Genomic DNA, 20,300 nt, shown 5'->3' with positions numbered 1-20,300 from the left:
CCAAACAAGCAACCAGCTCATTCCTTGATTTATTTAGAACGAAAGACTTCGTCGCCAGCAGCGCCGCCGCCCTCGTTCAGTGAGCGGACTTATAAGAGAACCCCACCGAACAAGTCAACAGGCCAAATTCGAAAAACTCAGAAAATTCGACAAGGGTCTGAATTTAATATGTTATTTCGGTTTCCTGGAAATGCCGGCCGACGGGCCCCTGTTAAACGCAGCGATTTTGCACAGGAGAAGATCCCGAAGGCCCGCAAGAAGCGGGGCGTGCCTTCTTTTGGCCCGGTTCCTCACTAATTGGTTTGTCAACGAAGCGTTAACAAGGGGCGTGCCTGCGCATATCCAATAATGCGCGCTGCAAACCTTTAGCCATGATGTCGATGGATTTGACTCGCGGCTTTGAAAGTTGCACATCTTCGCCTGAAGTTTCTGGAGAGCGCATGACCGACGGGGCACAGCCAGTATGACTGCGGATCGCAACGTGATCCGGTCGCTAGGCACGGAACCGCCAATTCTGGCGGAAGGGCGACGTGCACCCGATCGCCGCGAAATTTCGCTTCGATGGCTTTCCGGCACGTTCCTGACTGGTATTACCTCTTCCATATTGATGGGTGTGGCCCTGTTTGCCGCTCTCGACGGACGTCAGCAGCTTGCCATCCCCGCCGAAGCCTTCGCCAAGGCGGATATGGGCAACAACGTGACGGAGGCAGCCCGTCGCGGCACGCGCCTCGTGGCACCGAATATTGCCGCGCGACCGTCCGACCGCTCGATCATGGAAGTCTCGACCGTCATCAACGAAGGCGACAAGGAAGTGGTCCGCAAGGTGCCCTTCTCCCACGTGAAAATTCCGCTTGCGGCAAATTACGCCAAGCAGGACGACTATCCAGCCTTCGATCCCCTCAATATCTTCGCCAGCAATGACGACAAGGACGCGTCGGCACCTGCACCGAGCAGGACGGGAACGATTTACGGTTCCGAGGTCGAATCCGAAGTCAGCCTGAAGACCGTTGCCTTTCCCGTGCAGCATTCCAAATTCCCCTTCGCCGGCTCGCTGAGCTTCGATGAGGTGGAGGAAGCCGTGCGTTCCAACGGCTCGATCCTGACGGACGGCAACGAACAGCTTGCCGCGCTTTATTACATCGATCCACGCCGTTTCGATAATGACGAAGGCGACGTCGACATCACCGCCGGCCTGGCCGCCCGCGTCGTCGAACAGAACATGTCGGTCTCGACACCGCAATCGGCCTCCGTTCCCGTCAAGGAATATGCCGATGACGTGATCCCTGCCCGCCAGACCGAAACCATCGAGGCCGCGCTTTTCGGCGCAGGTTATTCGAAGGCACAGTCTTCGGAGATTGCCGGCCTGCTGGCACCGCAAATCCAGTCGAACAGTGTGGAAAGCGGCGACGTGCTGCGCGTCGGCATCCTTCAGGAAGACGAGAAAAGCGATATCGTGCGCGTGAGCCTTTACCGCAAGGGCCGCCACATGGTCACCATGGCCGTCGATGACCGCAAGCGCTTCATCAAGGCCAGCGAACCACCGAAACTGGACGCGGTGGCGACCGCCTTTGACAGCACACCCGCACCTGCGGCGGGGCGCGATCTGCCAAGCGTCTATGACGGGGTGTACCGCGCCGCGCTTGCTTACGGCATGAACCAGGGCATGGTCTCGCAGTTGATCAAGCTTCTGGCCAGCAGCGTCGATTTCCAGGCGCAGCTCAAGCCCGCGGATACGCTCGAAGCCTTCTTCTCCGTGGAAGATGCGGATGGCAAGGCGACGGACAAGTCGGAGCTGCTCTATGTCAATGCCAAGTTCGGCGACAACGAGACACGCTTTTACCGGTTCCAGAATCCGGAAGACAACAGCATCGATTATTTCGATGAAAACGGCAAAAGCATCCGGCAGTTCCTGTTGCGCAACCCGGTTCCAAACGGCCGCATGACCTCCGGTTTCGGGATGCGCCGCCATCCCGTGCTGAAATTCAGCCGCATGCATACGGGAACAGACTGGGCCGCCGCCCGGGGCACGCCGATTATCGCAACGGGTAACGGCACTGTCGAGAAGGCCGGATGGGCTTCCGGTTACGGCAACCAGACCCTGATCCGCCATGCCAATGGCTATGTCTCTTCCTATAACCACCAGAGCGCGATCGCCAAGGGGGTCACCGAGGGGGCAAAGGTCCGGCAGGGTCAGGTCATCGGCTATGTGGGGTCGACCGGTCTTTCGACCGGCGCGCATCTGCACTACGAGCTGATCGTCAACGGCACCAAGGTGGACGCGATGAAGGTGCGTCTGCCGGGCGGCAAGTCGCTTTCCGGCGAAGCGCTGGCGCGTTTCTCCGACGAGAGAAAACGCATCGACAATCTGCTGAATATCGAAGAAAAGTCCAATCAGGTGGCAAGCCGCTGATCGGCAGGGGATTTCAGATCAACAGAGTCCGCTTATAGGAAAAGGGCCCCGTTTCCGGAGCCCTTTTTTTATGCAGCGTCGGCGGCCTCAGTGTCGGCCTCGGCTTTTGGCGGCTTGACCTTGAACAGCAGCCGGTCGGTTCCAGAGGTCACCTTGACCCGCGAACCATCGGGGATTTCCCCGCCAAGGATCATTTCCGCAAGCCTGTCCTGAACCGCCTTCTGGATCACCCGCTTCAGCGGACGCGCGCCATAGGCGGGATCGTAGCCTTTGTTGGCAAGCCAGTTACGGGCATCCTCATCCAGTTCGAGCGAAATCTTGCGATCTCCCAGCAGCGAAACGAGCCGCTTCAACTGGATTTCCACGATGGCACCCATCTCGTCCCGCCGCAGGCGATGGAAGAGGATGATATCATCGATACGATTGAGGAACTCCGGCCGGAAATGCGACCGGACACGCTCCATCACCAGTTCGCGAACCGAATCCACGTCGTCATTGTCACCCATCTGCGTCATGAATTCCGAACCGAGGTTCGAGGTCATGATGATGATGGTGTTCTTGAAATCGACGGTGCGGCCCTGGCCATCCGTCAGGCGGCCATCATCCAGCACCTGCAGCAGGACGTTGAAGACATCCGGATGCGCTTTTTCGATCTCGTCGAACAGCACGACCTGATAAGGCCGGCGGCGAACCGCTTCCGTCAGAGCGCCGCCCTCCTCGTAACCGACATATCCGGGAGGCGCACCGATGAGCCGGGCAACGGAGTGTTTCTCCATATATTCCGACATGTCGAGGCGAACCATTGCGGTTTCGTCGTCGAACAGGAAGCGGGCCAGCGACTTGGTCAGCTCGGTCTTGCCCACGCCCGTCGGGCCGAGGAAGATGAACGAACCGATCGGCCGGTTGGGATCCTGCAGGCCGGCACGCGAACGGCGAACCGCCTTGGACACAGCCTGAACGGCCTCACCCTGCCCGACAACGGACTTGGCAAGCTCGTCTTCCATGCGCAACAGCTTTTCGCGCTGGCCTTCGAGCATCTTGTCAACCGGAATACCTGTCCAGCGGGAAACGACATGCGCGATATTGTCCGCCGTCACCACTTCCTGAACCATCGAACCGGCACCGCTGCTGTCCCGCGCTTCCGCTGCAGCCAGTTCCTTTTCGATCCCCGGAATGATGCCGTAGGTCAATTCACCGGCGCGCTGGAACTGACCGTTGCGCTGTGCGATCGCCAGTTCGTTGCGGGCTTCGTCCAGCCGTTTCTTGAGATCGGCGGCGTGGCCGAGCTTCTGCTTTTCCGCCTGCCAGCGGGCCGTCAGCGCATCGGCCTTCTCTTCCGTATCCGCCAGTTCATCCTCGAGCTTCTTGAGCCGGTCGACAGAAGACTGGTCCGTCTCCTGCTTCAGGGCTTCGCGCTCGATCTTGAGCTGGATGATGCGGCGATCCAGTTCGTCCAGTTCTTCCGGCTTGGAATCCACCTGCATGCGAAGACGCGACGCGGCCTCGTCCATAAGGTCGATTGCCTTATCCGGCAGGAAACGGTCGGTGATATAGCGATTGGAAAGCGTCGCAGCCGCAACCAGGGCCGAATCCGAGATACGGACCTTGTGGTGCTGTTCGTATTTTTCCTTCAATCCGCGCAGGATCGAGATCGTGTCCTCAACGGTCGGTTCATCCACCAGAACGGGCTGGAAACGGCGGGCAAGGGCCGGATCCTTCTCCACATGCTTGCGATATTCGTCGAGCGTGGTGGCGCCAACGCAGTGCAGCTCACCGCGAGCAAGCGCGGGCTTCAGCAGATTGGAGGCATCCATCGCCCCATCCGCCTTACCGGCGCCGACCAGCGTATGCATTTCGTCGATGAAGAGGATGATGCCGCCATTTTCAGACTGCACCTCGTTGAGGACAGCCTTCAGGCGCTCTTCGAACTCACCGCGATATTTCGCACCTGCGATCAGCGCGCCCATATCGAGCGCCATCAGCTTCTTGTCTTTGAGGCTTTCGGGCACATCGCCATTGACGATGCGCAGGGCGAGGCCTTCGGCAATCGCCGTCTTACCGACGCCAGGTTCACCGATCAGCACGGGATTGTTCTTGGTACGGCGAGACAGCACCTGAATGGTACGGCGAATTTCATCGTCTCGGCCAATAACAGGGTCCAGCTTGCCTTCGCGGGCCTCTTCCGTCAGGTCGCGCGCGAACTTCTTCAGCGCGTCAAAGCCCTGTTCGGCATTGGCGCTGTCAGCCGTGCGGCCCTTGCGGATATCATTGATGACCTGATTGAGCGCCTGCGCCGTCACGCCGGCCTTCTTCAGGGAAGCCGAAGTGGAAGCAGAGCTTTCAATCGCAAGCGCCTGCAGAAGACGCTCGACGGTCACGAAACTATCGCCAGCCTTTTTGGCCAGGTCTTCGGCGGTGGAAAATACCTTTGCAAGGGAAGCCGTCAGCGAAAGGCCGCCATTGCCACCGGATACCTTCGGTAATTTTGCCAGTGCGGCATCATTGGCAAGACGCGCTTCTTTCGCGTCACCGCCAGCCCGCTCGATCAGCGATGCCGCCATGCCCTGCTCGTCATCGAGCAGCACCTTGAGAACATGCTCGGGCGAAAACTGCTGATGGTTTTCGGCCAGCGCAAAGGTCTGCGCCGATTGCAGAAAACCGCGAACGCGCTCGGAGTATTTTTCAATATTCATAGTCGAACCTCCATAGACCGGCCCGCCCGCTTTCGGCACGGCTCCGGGTGTTAGGGTTGAGGCTCCCTCAAAAGGCAAGCCCCGCTACGACAGTCGTGTTTAAGGATTTCACGATCGCCGCCTCTCGATGGTCGGTCGCCAGCAGTGTCGGCAACCTTCCATCCTGCTCGAATATGGGAGGCATTTTCATCGGTTTAAAGGGGAAGAAATCCGGCCGTCGAGAAATTTTCCCAGGAAGTTGACGAGCGTCAGCTTCACCCTGCTAGCCATGCTGACGCGCGCAGTCGTAGACTTTGGCGCGCCAAAATAAAAAAACTCCGGCGAGCCGGAGTTTTTCAGTCTGGGGCATGTCTGCCTGCGCTGTTTATTCCGCGGCGTTTTCAAGCGTGGCGGGAGCGGCCTCTTCACCGGCTCCTGCATCTTCACCTTCGACACCTTCGGCAGCCGCAGTGCGACGTGGACGGCGCTGGCGCGGACCGGTCGCCCGGCGCGTCTTCGGTGCGCGTTCGGCTGGAGCTTCCGCCTGCTGCTGTTCCTCTTCGACGGCCACCTCCATAGGCGTACCCTCGATGACGGGCTGCGGCGCCTGACTGGCGTCATAAACCGGAGGCTGCTGGTCTGCGCTCGCCTGCTGGCGTGGCTGACGCTCCTGCCGCTCACGGCGGTCGGGACGGTCACGGCGCTCCTGGCGCTGCTCGTTCCGTTCGGCGCGCTCCTGGCGTTCGGGCTGCTGCGCGCGCTCGGCCTGTTCGGCCTGATGCTGCGGTGCAATGGCGCCTTCGTCACCATCGTTCACATCCATCTCGTCGGCATCGGCGGCATTATATTCGCCGCGGTCGTCGCGCTGGAAGCGTTCCTGCATCTGCGCCTGAGCCGACGCGATAATGCGGTTGTAATGTTCAGCGTGCTGCAGATAGTTTTCAGCCATCACGCGGTCGCCGGAACTCTGTGCGTCGCGCGCCAGAGCCGCGTATTTTTCCGCTATGTGCTGGGCTGTGCCACGGATTTTAACATCGGGGCCGGAACTGTCATAAGTCCTGGTCAGCGGGTTACCGCCCTTGCGGTTGAAGTTGTTGTTACCGCCACCATTATTATTGTTGTTGTTTCCACGCCCCCGGCCGCGCTTGTTTTGCTGTCCTGGCCTCATCAATTGCTCACCTGAATTCTGTTTTGCTGATAATCTGGTTGTTTTCATGCAATTCCGGGCGGAAAACCGCTGGAAATTTTTCCTGAAATTGCTCCATCACGCGCCCTGCCGAGATACCTCCGGACAAGACCTCGCGTAAGACGACCGGTCGCGCAAATGCTGCACCGAGCCGTCTGCGAACAAAGTTTACTGATTCACATGCCGGAAACGCCCAGCCTTTCAGGGCTCTTTAAAGAACCCGCTTCGGGACTGACCCATACCCTGACGAATCTCAGTTCGTCCTCAGCCACCCGGCATGTGGCCGCAAACTATCCCGCTTCCCGCGGAAATCCAAGCCTTTTCTTTTGCTGTGCAAAATATCCTTGCAAAAAATTCCGCAGACATATCGCCGTCAACTATCTCCGGAAGGTCAAAACTCTATCATTACCGCCATAATCCTTCACGGCGTCCAGAAGAGAGAAGCCGTAGGAAGAAAATATAGCGGAAACATCAAGCCTTTGATCGAAACCGATCTCCACACCGACAATCCCGTTTTCCACAAGAAAGCGGCCTGCTTCGGCAGCGATGAGGCGGTACGGTGCAAGGCCGTCCTGACCTCCATCCAGCGCCGCCAGAGGATCATGATGACGAACCTCTCGGTCAAGCGTTGCGACGATATCGCTTCTTATATAAGGCGGATTCGACACAATTATGTCAAAGCGGCCAGAGATTTTTTCGAACCAGTCGCTTTGAACGGGTTCGAAACGACCGCCGAGATCATTTCGGAATGCATTTCTCGAGGCTGTCTCCAGCGCGTCGGCGGAGATATCGCTGCCGACACCGGTCGCCGCCGGGCATTCCTTCAAAAGCGCGAGACAGATCGCCCCCGTGCCTGTGCCCAGATCGAGAATACGCGCGCTGCCCCTGGCTGAAACGGCAGCCTTCAAGGCAGGCAGCAGCGTGTCTACCAGAACCTCCGTATCAGGGCGCGGCTCGAGCGTTTCCCTCGACAAAATAAGATCCAGGCCATGAAACTCCCGATGGCCCAGGATGCGGTGAACAGGCTCGCCGCCGGCGCGTCTTTCAACCATCGCATCAATTCGGGCTTGCTCCTCGGTCGTGAGCGACCGGTCCGGCTTCATCACGAAGTCGGTCAACGAAAAACCGACGACTTCGGCAATCAGGAGACGCGCATCGAGAAGTGGATCGGCGATCCCCGCCGCCTGCAGCCGCTTGCGGGCCGCGGCAAGTTCACTTGCGACAGTGGCCCCGGCCGGCGCGCTCAATGCTGCTCGCCGAGTTGCGCCAGCTGCCCCGCCTGATAATCGGCGATCAGCGCATCCACGAGCTCATCAATCTCGCCTTCGATCATCCGGTCCAGCTTGTAGAGCGTGAGATTGATACGGTGATCGGTGACACGGCCCTGAGGGAAATTATAGGTGCGGATGCGCTCGGAGCGGTCGCCGGAGCCCACCTGGCTCTTGCGGTCGGCCGAACGTTCACTGTCCACCTTCTGGCGCTCAATATCGTAAAGTCGTGAACGAAGAACCTGCATGGCCTTGGCGCGGTTCTGATGCTGCGATTTCTCCGAGCTCGTCACGATCAGCCCTGTCGGCAAATGGGTGATGCGAACGGCGGAATCGGTGGTGTTGACGTGCTGGCCGCCGGCGCCCGACGCACGCATCGTATCGATGCGAATATCTTCCGGGCGGATTTCGATATCGATTTCTTCCGCTTCCGGCAGCACCGCGACGGTGGCCGCAGACGTGTGGATGCGGCCGCTTGCTTCCGTTTCCGGCACGCGCTGCACCCGGTGAACGCCGGACTCGAATTTCAGCTTGGAGAACACCCCTCGCCCACTGATCGTGGCGATGATTTCCTTATAACCGCCGGCTTCACCCTCGCTTGCGGAGAGCACTTCCACCTTCCAGCCCTTGGAAGCAGCAAAGCGCTCATACATGCGGAACAGATCGCCGGCAAATAGTGCCGCCTCGGAACCGCCGGTCCCGGCGCGTATTTCGAGGATCGCACTTTTTTCGTCCGCAGCATCCTTCGGCAGCAGCAGGACCTGCATGTCCTTCTCGAGCTCTTCGATACGGCTCTCGATCTCCGGAAGCTCCATTTCCGCCAGTTCGCGCATATCCTTGTCGGTCGTCTTGTCGGCAAGCAGCGCTTCGAGATCGGCGGCCTCAGAGATCGCCTTCTCGTATTCGCGAATTTTCTTCACCACCGGCTCGAGCTCGGAATATTCCGAAGCGAGCTTCACATAGACATCCGCAGCAGGCCCGGCCGACATACGCGCTTCGATCTCGCCGAAACGTCTTTCCAACTCGCGCATTTTTTCGACGGGAAGCTTCGCCACCAGTCACTCCAATTATGAAACAGTTCTTTTTAAATGGGAATGGAATGCGTCGCCGCAAAGCGTAACAACACCTCGCGCGCGCTTTCCAGCGAATTATGATCATCCAGCGCCGCGTTCAACTCTTCGGCAAGACTTGCGGCATCGAGCCCGAGCAGCATGGCCTTCACGGGGCCGATCGCCGTCGGCGACATGGAAATCGAACGGAATCCAAGTCCGATAAGAGCCATTGCCGAAAGTGGCTTGCTCGCCATTTCACCGCACAGCGTAACCGAAGTCTGATGCCTTTCGCCCGCCCGCACGATATCGCGAAGCATGCGCAGGAACGGCTTGCCGAGATTGTCGAAGCGATCCGAAACACGGGCGTTGCCGCGATCCACAGCCATCGAGAACTGGAAGAGATCATTCGAACCCACGGAGACGAAATCCACCTCCTGCATCAGCTCATCGAGCTGCCACATCAGCGCCGGCACCTCCAGCATGGCGCCGAACTGCAGCTTTTTCGGCAGCGCATGGCTGAATTTGGAAAGATGCTGTACCTCCTTCTGCAGCAGGTCGCGTGCAGCGCGGATTTCGGACACTTCCGTCACCATCGGCAACATCATGCGCAGTTCGGCACCGGAAGCGGCGCGCAGAAGCGCGCGCATCTGCGTGCGCATCAGCCCCGGCCGGTCGAGCGACAGGCGAATCGCCCGCCAGCCAAGCGCCGGATTTTCCTCCTCCTGGCCGCGCATATATGAAACGACCTTGTCGCCGCCAATATCGAGCGTGCGGAAGGTAACGCTCTTGCCCTTCGCCTGCCGCAGGACGGAGCGGTAGAAGGCCTCCTGTTCCTCACCCTTCGGCATGTTGGAAGCGATCATGAATTGCAGCTCGGTACGGAACAGTCCAATGCCATCGGCACCCGATTCGTCCAGCTGCGGCAGATCCACCAAAAGACCAGCATTCATCTTGAGGTTGACCTTCTGGCCATCTTTGGTGATCGGTTCGACATTGCGAAGTGCGCGGAACTGCTCTTGCCGGCGGGCACGCAGACGCACTTTTTCCTCATAGGCGCGTTGCAGATCCGACATCGGACGCAAATGCACCTGGCCGTCATCGCCATCGATGATGATGGGATCGTTGTTTTCGGCAAGCGCGACAATGCCCGTCGCCTGCCCGATAACCGGAATGCCCATGGCGCGGGCCACGATGACGACATGGCTGGTCACCGCGCCATCTTCCAGCACCAGACCACGCAGTTTTTCGCGCGGATAATCCAGGAGTTCGGCCGCCCCCATGGCGCGGGCCAGCACGATGGCATCGAGCGGGAAATCCTGTTCCGGACCACGACCGCCGAAACCGATGAGCTGCCGAAGCAGCCGGTTGGCGAGATCGTCGAAATCATGCATGCGCTCGCGAAGGTAAGGATCGGTCAGGCGCATCATGCGCGCCTTGGTATCGCTCTGCACCTTCTCGACCGCCGCTTCCGCGGTCAGGCCGTTGCGGATCGCTTCTTCCATGCGTCGCACCCAGCCCTGATCGTGGGCGAACATGCGGTAGGTCTCGAGAACCTCGCGGTGTTCGCCTTCGGTCGGTACGTCACGGCGCTGCAGCATGTCATCGATGGAGAGCCGCAGCGAGCCGATAGCATCGGCAAGGCGACGGATTTCCGTATCCGCATCTTCGTTCAGCAGGTTGGTAACGACAATGCGCGGATCGTGCAGCACCACATGGCCAAGACCGATGCCTTCGCCATAGGCGTCGCCGTCGATGGAGACGGCACGCGTCAGGTCCAGCTCGACACCGGGGCGTGTGATCTTCTTCAACTCGCCGCTCGCCACTATTTCAGCGATAAGCATCGCGGTTGTTTCGAGCGCTTCAATTTCATCCTCCCGGTACGTTCGGCTGGCCTTGTTCTGGACCACAAGAACGCCAAGAGTGCGACCGGAGCGCAAAATTGGCACGCCGAGGAAGGAATGATAAATTTCCTCACCGGTTTCAGGAAGATAGCGGAATGCGGGATGCGCCTGCGCATCGGAAAGATTGAGCGGCTGGGCGGAAGCGGCAATGGTGCCGACAAGACCCTGCCCCATTTTCAGCTGGGCAAGATGCACGGCATCCTTGTTGAGACCTTCCGTCGCATAAAGCTCAAGCACGCTGTCGGAACGCAGCACATAGACCGAGCAAACCTCCGCCACCATGTTGCCGGCGATCTGACGGACGATCTGGTCAAGGCGGTCCTGCGGTTCAAGGTGCTCCGCCATCATTTCGCGCAGCCGCTTGAGCAGGACGCGCGGACCTGCGGAAAGGTCTCTCATCGCGTTTGCTCCCCGACGCTTCCGATCCGAATGTCATAATATTCGGGAATCAAAACGTCATTTAAAAATTTATAGCGCGAGAAGCGCGTCCCGCAAGGGACACGCTTTCATGAAACGCCACATCGGAAGAACGCAACTCCGAAGAATCGGAGCATCGGGAACCGATGTCTCGGCTTAGCTCTTATCGAGGCCGTAAGCAGAATGCAAAGTGCGAACCGCAAGTTCGGCATAGGCGCCATCGATCAGGATCGAAATCTTGATCTCGGACGTGGTGATCGCCTTGATGTTGATGTTCTTCTCGGCCAGTGCCTTGAACGCGCTGGCGGCAACGCCCGCGTGGCTGCGCATGCCAATGCCGATGACCGAAACCTTGGCGAGGCCGGTTTCGTTCTGTGCAACGTCGAAGCCGATCTGGGCCTTGTTGTCATCGAGAACCTTAAGCGCCTTGGCAACGTCGCCCGAAGGAACGGTAAAGGTCATGTCGGTGCGCGAACCGTCTTCGGAAATGTTCTGCACGATCATGTCGACATTGATGTGCGCTTCCGCCAGAGGCCCGAAGATCGCGGCGGAGACGCCCGGACGGTCGGCCACGCGGCGCAGCGAGATCTGTGCTTCATCCTTGGCATAGGCGATGCCGGTTACGACTTCCTGTTCCACGATTTCATCCTCGTCACAAATCAAAGTACCGGGCGGGTTGATGAGGTCGCCCATGCCCGGCGCATCGGGATCCTCGAAACTGGAGCGAACGAAGGTGCGCACCTTGTGTACCATGGCAAGCTCGACCGAGCGGACCTGCAGGACCTTGGCACCGAGCGACGCCATTTCGAGCATTTCCTCGAAGGCGATCTTTTTCATGCGGCGAGCCTTGGGCTCGATGCGCGGATCGGTCGTGTAGACGCCATCGACATCCGTATAGATGTCGCAACGATCCGCCTTCACGGCAGCGGCAATGGCAACGGCCGAGGTGTCGGAGCCGCCGCGGCCAAGCGTTGCAATGCGGTTATCGGGACCGATGCCCTGGAAGCCGGCAACAACGGCAACCTGGCCCTCGCCCATGCGTTTCACGATATCCGAGCCGTCAATCTCGAGAATGCGGGCGGCGCCATGCGCATTATCGGTGCGGATCGGGATCTGCCAGCCCTGCCAGGAGCGCGCATTGATGCCCATGGATTGCAGCGTGATCGCCAGAAGACCTGACGTCACCTGCTCGCCGGATGCGACAACCGCGTCATATTCGCGCGCATCATAAAAGGAGGCGGCATTGCTCCCCGTAATCTTTGCTGCGTTCTGCACCCAGTCAACCAATTCGTTGGTTTTACCGGACATGGCGGAAACGACCACAGCCACTTCATGGCCGGCATCCACTTCGCGTTTCACATGCCGGGCGACATTGTGAATGCGTTCGAGGTTCGCGACGGACGTGCCGCCGAATTTCATGACAATGCGAGCCATAGCCTTGACCAGTACCATCCCATTTTCCCGCCGGCTCTTTCAAAAGACGGACGGACAAGAACAAACCCAGTCGGCTCTTCCTGACAAAGAGCCTCAAGTTGCGGGTCTCTTAGCGAAAAGGCGGGGGCCACGCAATGCCGTTTATGAACCATGCGGTACGCCTTTTTCGGGAGCCTGAACATGCAACAATGGCGCACTGACGCGCCGGCGGGATAAAGCACCCGCAAAAGACCGTACCGCGGTGCACTGTACAAATCGGCCCATTCGCAGTATGAGCGCGGCAATGCAACCGGCCAGATGGCCGAAATGGCCTGTATCGGCTGCCCCGGAGACTTTAGGATCTATTGGTTTCGGGCGGATGCGGGCGGCTTCATATCCGAAAGACGGTAGATGACAGACACCCAGGGTATCGCCCCGGCGATCGCGCAGGCGTTGGAAAAACGCGGCTACAAAGATTTGACCCCCGTGCAGCAGGCCATGCTTGCGCCGGAACTTGCCGACAAGGACGCGCTGGTTTCCGCGCAGACCGGTTCCGGCAAGACCGTTGCCTTCGGCATCGCGCTTGCGACCACGCTGCTGCGTGACAACACCCGTTTCGGCCAGGCCGCTGCCCCTCTGGCGCTTGCCATCGCCCCCACACGCGAACTGGCCATGCAGGTCAAGCGCGAGCTGGAATGGCTTTACGAATTTGCCGGTGTCTCCATCGCCTCCTGCGTCGGCGGCATGGATATCCGCAATGAGCGCCGGGCGCTGGAGCGCGGCGCGCATATCGTCGTCGGCACGCCCGGCCGTCTCTGCGACCACATCAAGCGCAATGCACTCGATCTCTCATCGATCCGCGCTGTCGTGCTCGACGAAGCCGACGAAATGCTCGACCTCGGCTTCCGTGAAGATCTTGAATTCATTCTGGAGGAATCGCCCGAAGATCGCCGCACGCTGATGTTCTCGGCCACCGTGCCGCGCAGCATCGCCAAGCTGGCCGAAAGCTACCAGAAGAACGCCGTGCGCATCGCCACCGCTTCCGAACAGAAGCAGCATGTGGATATCGAATATCGCGCGCTTCTGGTTTCGCCTTCCGATCGCGAGAACGCCATCATCAATGCGCTGCGCTTTTACGAAGCCCGCAACGCCATCGTGTTCTGCTCCACCCGCGCCGCGGTGAACCATCTGACGGCCCGCCTGAACAATCGTGGCTTCTCCGTCGTGGCTCTCTCCGGCGAACTGACGCAGAACGAGCGCACACATGCCCTACAGGCCATGCGTGACGGCCGCGCCCGCGTTTGCGTGGCGACAGACGTTGCCGCCCGCGGCATCGACCTGCCCGGCCTCGAACTCGTCATCCATGCCGACCTGCCGACCAATTCCGAAACGCTTCTGCACCGTTCCGGCCGTACCGGCCGCGCCGGTCAGAAAGGCGTCAGCGCCATCGTGGTGCCGGTCAGCCAGCGCCGCAAGGCCGAGCGCCTGCTCGAAGGCGCCAAGGTCAGTGCCGCATGGGTACACCCACCCTCCGTTGAAGAGATCGTCGAGCGCGACGGCGCCCGGCTTCTGGCCGATCCTACGCTCAGCGAAGCAGTGGCGGATGACGAACGCGATTTCGTGACCAAGTTGCTGGAACAGCATGGCGCGGAAAAAGTCGCGGCGGCCTTCGTGCGCCTTTATCATGCGGGGCGTTCGGCACCGGAAGACATTTTTGAAGTCGCGCTTGATAACACCCGCAAGCCGCGCCGCGACATTTTCGAAACACCCGAAAACAACGCTCCGCGCCGCGACAGGTCCGATTTCTCCGACAGTGCCTGGTTCTCCCTGTCTGTCGGTCGCAAGCAGAGTGCAGAACCGCGCTGGCTTATCCCGATGCTCTGCCGTTTCGGCAAGATCACCCGCCAGGATATCGGGGCGATCCGCATGCAACAGACCGAAACCTTCGTGGAACTGGCAGCCGATGCCGTCGACCGTTTCACTTCCGCCATCGGCAAGGACATGACACTGGAAAAGGGCATTCGCCTCAAGGCGCTTGAGGGCAAACCCGAGATGACTGGCGGCTTCCGCGAAGACACGCGGCCGGCCAAGGCCCAGCGGAAGTTCAGCAAGTCCGACAACGCGAGCGCCCCCCGCGATGATCGCAAGGGCGAAGACAAGCCCTGGAAAAAGAAAAAGCCCTTTGGCGACAAGCCGAAATATGAGGGCAAGAAGGACAAGCCATTCGAAAAGCGTGGGCCAAAGCCGACAAAGGGCTGAGGACGCCCTTCGTTTTTAGCTCTTGCAAGAAAATGAGTCCCTTTTTGTGGGACTCAAGCCGGTCGACGACCTCCTCCGTCATGCCGGACCTGATCCGGCATCCAGCCACGACGCGTCTGCGTCGTGAGAAGACCCTTTTGCGATCAAAGACTTGATCGCGCTAGACCCCGGATCAAGTCCGGGGTGACGGAGTGGGGATGCGAAAACTTTGCAATCGATTCAGGTCGACAGATTCAACAAAAAGCCCCGCTCTCGCGGGGCTTTTATTTTGTCTCAATTCTCAAAACGCCTGTGCTCAGAATTCCAGCGCGCGGTCGCCGTTTTCGTCCTTGATGCGGTTCGGAAGACCGATCTTGTTCAGAAGGTTCAGGAACGGCTTCGGTGGCAGTTCTTCAACGTTTGCCATCTGCTTCACATCCCATTCGCCTGTCGCTATCAACATGGCGGCAGCAACCGGCGGAACGCCAGCTGTGTAGGAAATGCCCTGCGAGCCGACTTCTTCATAGGCTTCCTTATGGTCAGCCACGTTGTAGATGAAGACTTCGCGTTCCTTGCCGTCCTTGATACCCTTGACGATATCACCAATGCAGGTCTTGCCGACATAATCGGGCGCCAGCGAAGACGGATCGGGCAGCACGGCCTTGACCACCTTCAGCGGCACGACTTCCAGACCTTCAGCCGTCTTGACCGGCTTTTCGGAGAGCAGCCCGAGGTTCTTCAGCACGGTGAAGACATTGATATAGTGATCGCCGAACCCCATCCAGAAGCGGACATCGGCGCCGTCCATGTTCTTGGACAGCGAATGCACTTCGTCATGGCCGGTCATATAGGCCTTCTGCTTGCCGACGACAGGCAGATCGAATTCCTGGCCGACTTCGAACATCTGGTTGGTCTGCCACTGGCCATTCTGCCAGGAATAGACGACCCCGGTGAACTCACGGAAGTTGATTTCCGGATCGAAGTTGGTGGAGAACCAGCGGCCATGGCTGCCGGCATTGATGTCGACGATATCGACCGAGGTGACCTTGTCGAAATACTCATCCTTGGCAAGACGCGCATAGGCGTTGACGACACCCGGGTCAAAACCGACACCGAGAATGGCAGTAATGCCCTTCTCCTTGCATTCTTCAGCACGCTTCCACTCGTAGTTTCCATACCACGGCGGCGTCTCGCAGATCTTGGTGGGATCCTCGTGGATCGCCGTATCCATATAGGCAACACCCGTGTCCATGCAGGCACGAAGAACGGACATGTTGACGAAAGCCGAACCGACATTGATGACGATCTGTACGCCGGTCTTGTTGATCAAGGCTTTCGTCGCCTCGATATCCATCGCGTCAAGCGCATGGGCCTCAAGTTTCACATCTGTCTTGAGGCTCTTCTTTTCGCGTACGGACTCGACAATCTTGCGGCACTTTTCCAAAGTCCGTGACGCAATATGAATGTCTCCCAATACATCGCTGTTCTGGGCGCATTTATGCGCCACGACCTGTGCTACGCCACCGGCGCCGATGATCAGAACGTTCTTCTTCATTTCAGGTGATGCCTCCTTTTCCCCGCAGGGATGAGCTTCGTTGGATGTTGAAACAGGGTTTAAGACAGGCTTTGCTCGAAATCGGCAAAGTCGAATTCACGGACGGCGCGAACCGAGCCGTCGAGTTCCTTGATGGCGATCGTCGGCATCTTCACGCCGTTGAACCAGTTTTTCTTGACCATGGTGTAACCGGCTGCGTCCTGGAAGGAGATGCGGTCACCCACTTTCAGCTCCTTGTCGAAACGGAAATCGCCGAAAATATCGCCAGCGAGGCAGGACTTGCCGCAAACCATATAGGGATGTTCGCCCTCGTTCGGCGATACCTTGGCGCTCTCACGATAGATCAGAAGATCGAGCATGTGCGCTTCGATGGAGCTGTCGACGATCGCGAGGTTCTTGCCGTTGAACAGCGTGTCGAGAACCGTCACTTCGAGCGTCGTGCTCTTCGTGATCGAGGCTTCGCCCGGCTCAAGATACACCTGCACACCGTATTTTTCTGAGAAGGCACGCAGACGGTCGCAGAACTGGTCGAGCGGGTAGTCGTCGCCAGTGAAATGAATGCCCCCGCCGAGGCTGACCCATTCAGCACGCGACAGCAGCGATCCGAATTTTTCCTCGATCTGCGTCAGCATGCGGTCGAACAGGGCAAAATCGCTGTTTTCGCAGTTATTGTGGATCATGAAACCGGAAATGCGATCCATGACCTTGTCGACCTTGGCGACATCCCATTCGCCAAGGCGGCTGAACGGACGTGCGGGATCGGCGAGATCGAAGCTCGAGGAGCTGACCTGCGGATTGAGGCGCAGACCGCGCGTGATGCCGGACGCCTTGTCGGCAAAGCGCTCCAGCTGGCCAATGGAATTGAAGATGATCTTGTCGGCATTCGCAATCACCTCGTCGATCTCGTAATCGGCATAGGCAACGGAGTAGGCATGGGTTTCACCGCCGAATTTCTCGCGGCCAAGACGGACTTCATAGAGCGAGGAGGAAGTGGTGCCATCCATATATTGCGACATGAAGTCGAACACCGACCAGGTGGCGAAGCATTTCAACGCCAAGAGCGCCTTGGCACCGGATTTTTCCCGCACATAGGCAATCTTCTCCATGTTGCGAAGAAGTTTTGTCTTGTCGATGAGGTAATATGGCGTCTGCAGCATCTCGTTTCACATATTGATTGAAGTCAAGGTCGGTCTTGGATGATGGGCCTTATATGATGCTTGTTACAGGAAAACAAATGTCCGGGGGCTAATTCCTTAAAAATGAGGCGCGTCGAGCGGGACGAAGAAAACACATGACGTTGCGGAACCAAGTCGGTGTCGCTGCGTTTCAATCACGGACAGGCGGGTAGTTTCTGCCGCCGTAATGAAAGTCAAGCGGCGTCAGTCATGGACATGTCGCCATCTCCATCAACGATGTTCAAGAAGGACTTCACTCATGGCAAGCGTGCGTAGCAGCGTTAATGACAAGATCCAGCAATCCCTCGAAAGCGGTGATGCAGCCGATGTGGCCGCGCAGCTCGCCCAGCTTCGCGAAGATCTGGCAAATCTTGCCAAGAGCGTGAAGGCGCTTGGCGTCGGTGCTTCGCATGAGCTGAAAGCTCAGGCCGCGCGTGTTGCGGACGATGCCATCTCCGCATCGAGCGACATGGCGGATACCGTGCGCAATGAGATTTCAACGCTGAATGACAATCTGACGGACCAGGTCCAGCGAAACCCGCTCCAGTCGCTCGGGATTGCGGTCGGCGTCGGTTTCGTTCTTGCCCTCCTGACACGTCGATAAGCTCATGCTTGAGGCATTGCTGGTCTATCTGGGGGAGACCCAGCGTGAAGGGCGTGTCGTCACGAGACGACTGCGCTCTGTCATCATATTATCGGTGCTGGCGGGAATATTTTTCCTGATAGCCTTCGTGGCGGCGGTTGTAGCCGGATCGATTTACCTCGCCCGGCACGTCGGCGCAGGCCCTGCAGCGCTGGTCGTCGCCGGATCCGCGTTTCTGCTTGGAGTCATCATGCTTGTGGCACTCGCCATACTCAAGCGTCCAAGGGTCTATGCAACAAGGCCGGTCACGCCACTCGCCGCCGCAGCGCCGCTGACGGCGGCGCCGCTTGCTCTTCAGTCGTTGCTTTCACTCGCGATACAGGCGCGCCCCTATGCGACACTTGCCGTCGCCGTCGCAGCCGGGTTTCTCGCCACGAGAGCAGGTACAAAAAAGACCAAGTAACTTCTTGGCTCGCCAGCGACACCAACCGCGCATCCAGCCCATGGATGCGCGTTTTTTTTTATGTTACCCGCGAAGGATAGATTGGTTGATGGCGCACTGCGTCACGCCGCCCTTATTTAAACAAAGTAACATACAGTCTCGGCGCATCCGTAATTTTTTGAAAGGCAATTGATGAAGAAGAAAGTCCTTGTCGTCGGTGGTGCCGGCTATATCGGTTCTCACACGTGCCTTCTCCTCTCTGAAAGAGGGTATGAACCCGTCGTTTTCGACAATCTCTCCAACGGGCATGAGGAATTCGTCCGCTGGGGGCCGTTCGAACAGGGCGATATTCGCGACCGGGCGCGGCTGGACGAAGTCTTCGCCAAATACCGGCCGGAGGCGGTTCTGCATTTCGCGGCACTGATCGAGGTCGGTGAATCGGTCAAGCAGCCCGTGGCTTTCTATGACAACAACGTCATCGGCTCGCTCAACCTGCTTTCGTCCGCCATCGATGCCGGTGTCAATGCCTTCGTATTCTCCTCCACCTGCGCCACCTATGGTCTGCCGGAACAGGTCCCGATCGACGAAACGCACCGGCAGGCGCCGATCAACCCCTATGGCCGCACCAAATGGGTGGTCGAGCAGGCGCTGAAAGATTACAGCGCCTATAAGGGGCTGCGCTCGGTAATGCTGCGCTACTTCAATGCCGCAGGAGCTGATTTCGAAGGCCGCATCGGCGAATGGCACAAACCGGAAACCCACGCGATCCCGCTGGCCATCGAGGCCGCACTCGGCCGGCGTCAGGGTTTCAAGGTATTCGGCACGGATTACGACACGCGCGATGGAACCTGCGTGCGCGACTACATCCACATTCTCGATCTCGCCGACGCCCATGTGCGTGCAGTGGATTATCTGCTGGCGGGCGGGGAAACCGTGGAACTCAACCTCGGCACCGGCACGGGCACCACGGTCAAAGAATTGCTGGCAGCGATTTCGGAAGTCTCCGGTCGGCCCTTCCCCGTCGAATATACCGGGCGTCGGGATGGCGATTCGACAACACTGGTGGCAAATAACGAAAAGGCGAAAGAGGTTCTGGGCTGGGAACCGCGCTATTCTCTTTCCGATATCATCAAATCCGCCTGGGCATGGCATTCGTCGCGGAACGCGGGTGAATAAACCAGTCAGTTGATAAAAAGACACCGGCCGACGGCCGGTGTCTCCCGCGGGACGGCGGATGGCGCCTGTTCCCGCTCCTGCCTCCCAGGTATGGGATTTATGGCTTTGTCGCCGAAGTGGTGGTGCTGTCGGGTGCCGCGGGGGTTGCCGCGTTCTGCTCGCTGGTCTTCTGCTCCAGCGTCTTGAATTCCGGCGCTGCCTTCAGCGTTTCCGCGGTTTCGGTCGTCGTCAGGCGAATGGTGCCGTCCTGCGCGTTGCGCGTCATCGTCACCTTGTCCATGGGAACGGCCACGTCCTTGGCGCCGATACCCAGGAAGCCGCCAACACCGATCACCGCTGCAACCAGACCGCCGTCCTGTTCCATGATGAGGTTCGTCACATTGCCGATGCTCTCATCGGCCGCTGTATAGACAGACTTGCCGATATAGTCATTGGCGCTGATTTGCGTTTCGCCCTGCTCCGTCAGATAGGCTCCGCCGGTGGTCGTGGCTGCGCTGTCGTTGGCCGAGGGTGCTGCAGGAGCCATGGGCGTCGCTGAGGGCGTCGCCGGTTCAGTCTGTGCGCTGGGATTTGCCGGCGCGGGCTGCGTCGTGCCCTGAGCGATGGCAAGCGGCGCGAAAGCCGTCGTGCCCATGAGGGCGGCGGTGACGAGGATCGTAAGTTTCTTTGCCATTTCGTACCTTCCTTTCATCGTTCTCAACTGGCCGGCGGAAACATTTTTCCGCTCTTCGACCGGTTCGACTGGCAAACGGCATGGTTGTCCAAATAGTTCCGATTTTTTCAATCACGGCTTTGGGAGATGTCGTGAACCA

General features: G+C 58.8%; 15 protein-coding genes. 6 read left to right on the top strand and 9 right to left on the bottom strand.

From position 1 onward, the window contains the following. The coding region (locus BLU28_RS26500) for a hypothetical protein (protein WP_210184476.1) at positions 1-297 on the top strand (297 nt) is incomplete at its 5' end. Between the two features lie 166 nt (positions 298-463). Next, positions 464-2,410, top strand: coding sequence for a M23 family metallopeptidase (locus BLU28_RS14900; protein WP_077987872.1), 1,947 nt, complete (start codon positions 464-466; stop codon positions 2,408-2,410). Between the two features lie 68 nt (positions 2,411-2,478). Here BLU28_RS14900 and clpB read toward each other — a convergent pair whose 3' ends face one another. From clpB to BLU28_RS14870, 6 genes are all read right to left on the bottom strand, one after another. After that, positions 2,479-5,103 (bottom strand): ATP-dependent chaperone ClpB, encoded by a 2,625-nt coding sequence (gene clpB / locus BLU28_RS14895; RefSeq protein ID WP_092651329.1) that lies wholly within the window; start codon positions 5,101-5,103, stop codon positions 2,479-2,481. A gap of 364 nt (positions 5,104-5,467) precedes the next feature. Next, positions 5,468-6,250 (bottom strand): DUF4167 domain-containing protein, encoded by a 783-nt coding sequence (locus tag BLU28_RS14890; RefSeq protein ID WP_077987873.1) that lies wholly within the window; start codon positions 6,248-6,250, stop codon positions 5,468-5,470. A 395-nt stretch (positions 6,251-6,645) separates the two neighbouring features. Next, positions 6,646-7,515 (bottom strand): peptide chain release factor N(5)-glutamine methyltransferase, encoded by an 870-nt coding sequence (gene prmC / locus BLU28_RS14885; protein WP_077987874.1) that lies wholly within the window; start codon positions 7,513-7,515, stop codon positions 6,646-6,648. After that, the gene (prfA, locus tag BLU28_RS14880) at positions 7,512-8,591 is read right to left on the bottom strand and encodes a peptide chain release factor 1 (RefSeq protein ID WP_004437995.1); all 1,080 of its coding nucleotides are present in this window, start codon (positions 8,589-8,591) and stop codon (positions 7,512-7,514) included. The genes prmC and prfA overlap by 4 nt, the downstream gene beginning before the upstream one ends. A 29-nt stretch (positions 8,592-8,620) precedes the next feature. Beyond that, positions 8,621-10,888 (bottom strand): phosphoenolpyruvate--protein phosphotransferase, encoded by a 2,268-nt coding sequence (gene ptsP / locus BLU28_RS14875; RefSeq protein WP_004437993.1) that lies wholly within the window; start codon positions 10,886-10,888, stop codon positions 8,621-8,623. 174 nt (positions 10,889-11,062) lie between these two features. Continuing rightward, positions 11,063-12,340 (bottom strand): aspartate kinase, encoded by a 1,278-nt coding sequence (locus tag BLU28_RS14870; RefSeq protein WP_006698035.1) that lies wholly within the window; start codon positions 12,338-12,340, stop codon positions 11,063-11,065. A 390-nt stretch (positions 12,341-12,730) separates the two neighbouring features. Here BLU28_RS14870 and BLU28_RS14865 point away from each other — a divergent pair, with 390 nt between their 5' ends. Beyond that, positions 12,731-14,578 (top strand): DEAD/DEAH box helicase, encoded by a 1,848-nt coding sequence (locus BLU28_RS14865; RefSeq protein WP_077987875.1) that lies wholly within the window; start codon positions 12,731-12,733, stop codon positions 14,576-14,578. Positions 14,579-14,873: 295 nt separating this feature from the next. On the opposite strand, the gene BLU28_RS14860 is transcribed toward BLU28_RS14865, so the two are convergent. Next, positions 14,874-16,112, bottom strand: a complete 1,239-nt coding sequence (locus BLU28_RS14860) for a saccharopine dehydrogenase family protein (protein ID WP_004437987.1) — start codon at positions 16,110-16,112, stop codon at positions 14,874-14,876. Positions 16,113-16,171: 59 nt separating this feature from the next. Continuing rightward, positions 16,172-17,269 (bottom strand): carboxynorspermidine decarboxylase, encoded by a 1,098-nt coding sequence (nspC, locus tag BLU28_RS14855; protein ID WP_004437985.1) that lies wholly within the window; start codon positions 17,267-17,269, stop codon positions 16,172-16,174. 277 nt (positions 17,270-17,546) lie between these two features. Between nspC and BLU28_RS14850 the strand changes: the two genes are divergently transcribed. The 3 genes from BLU28_RS14850 (at position 17,547) to galE (ending at position 19,488) form a co-directional block, all read left to right on the top strand. Next, positions 17,547-17,891: an ElaB/YgaM/YqjD family protein gene (locus BLU28_RS14850; protein ID WP_004437983.1), complete on the top strand. Its 345-nt coding sequence runs from the start codon at positions 17,547-17,549 to the stop codon at positions 17,889-17,891. A 4-nt stretch (positions 17,892-17,895) separates the two neighbouring features. Next, positions 17,896-18,333, top strand: coding sequence for a hypothetical protein (locus tag BLU28_RS14845; protein WP_004437980.1), 438 nt, complete (start codon positions 17,896-17,898; stop codon positions 18,331-18,333). A 171-nt stretch (positions 18,334-18,504) separates the two neighbouring features. Next, positions 18,505-19,488, top strand: coding sequence for a UDP-glucose 4-epimerase GalE (gene galE, locus BLU28_RS14840; RefSeq protein WP_022563495.1), 984 nt, complete (start codon positions 18,505-18,507; stop codon positions 19,486-19,488). A gap of 97 nt (positions 19,489-19,585) precedes the next feature. Here galE and BLU28_RS14835 read toward each other — a convergent pair whose 3' ends face one another. Next, positions 19,586-20,161, bottom strand: coding sequence for a PRC-barrel domain-containing protein (locus BLU28_RS14835; protein ID WP_022563494.1), 576 nt, complete (start codon positions 20,159-20,161; stop codon positions 19,586-19,588). Positions 20,162-20,300: the final 139 nt, after the last annotated feature.

The organism is Agrobacterium pusense, assembly GCF_900102105.1.
Lineage (GTDB): Bacteria > Pseudomonadota > Alphaproteobacteria > Rhizobiales > Rhizobiaceae > Agrobacterium > Agrobacterium pusense.
The sequence above is the reverse complement of the archived record's forward strand: the minus strand, read 5'-3'. Positions and strand labels throughout refer to the sequence as shown.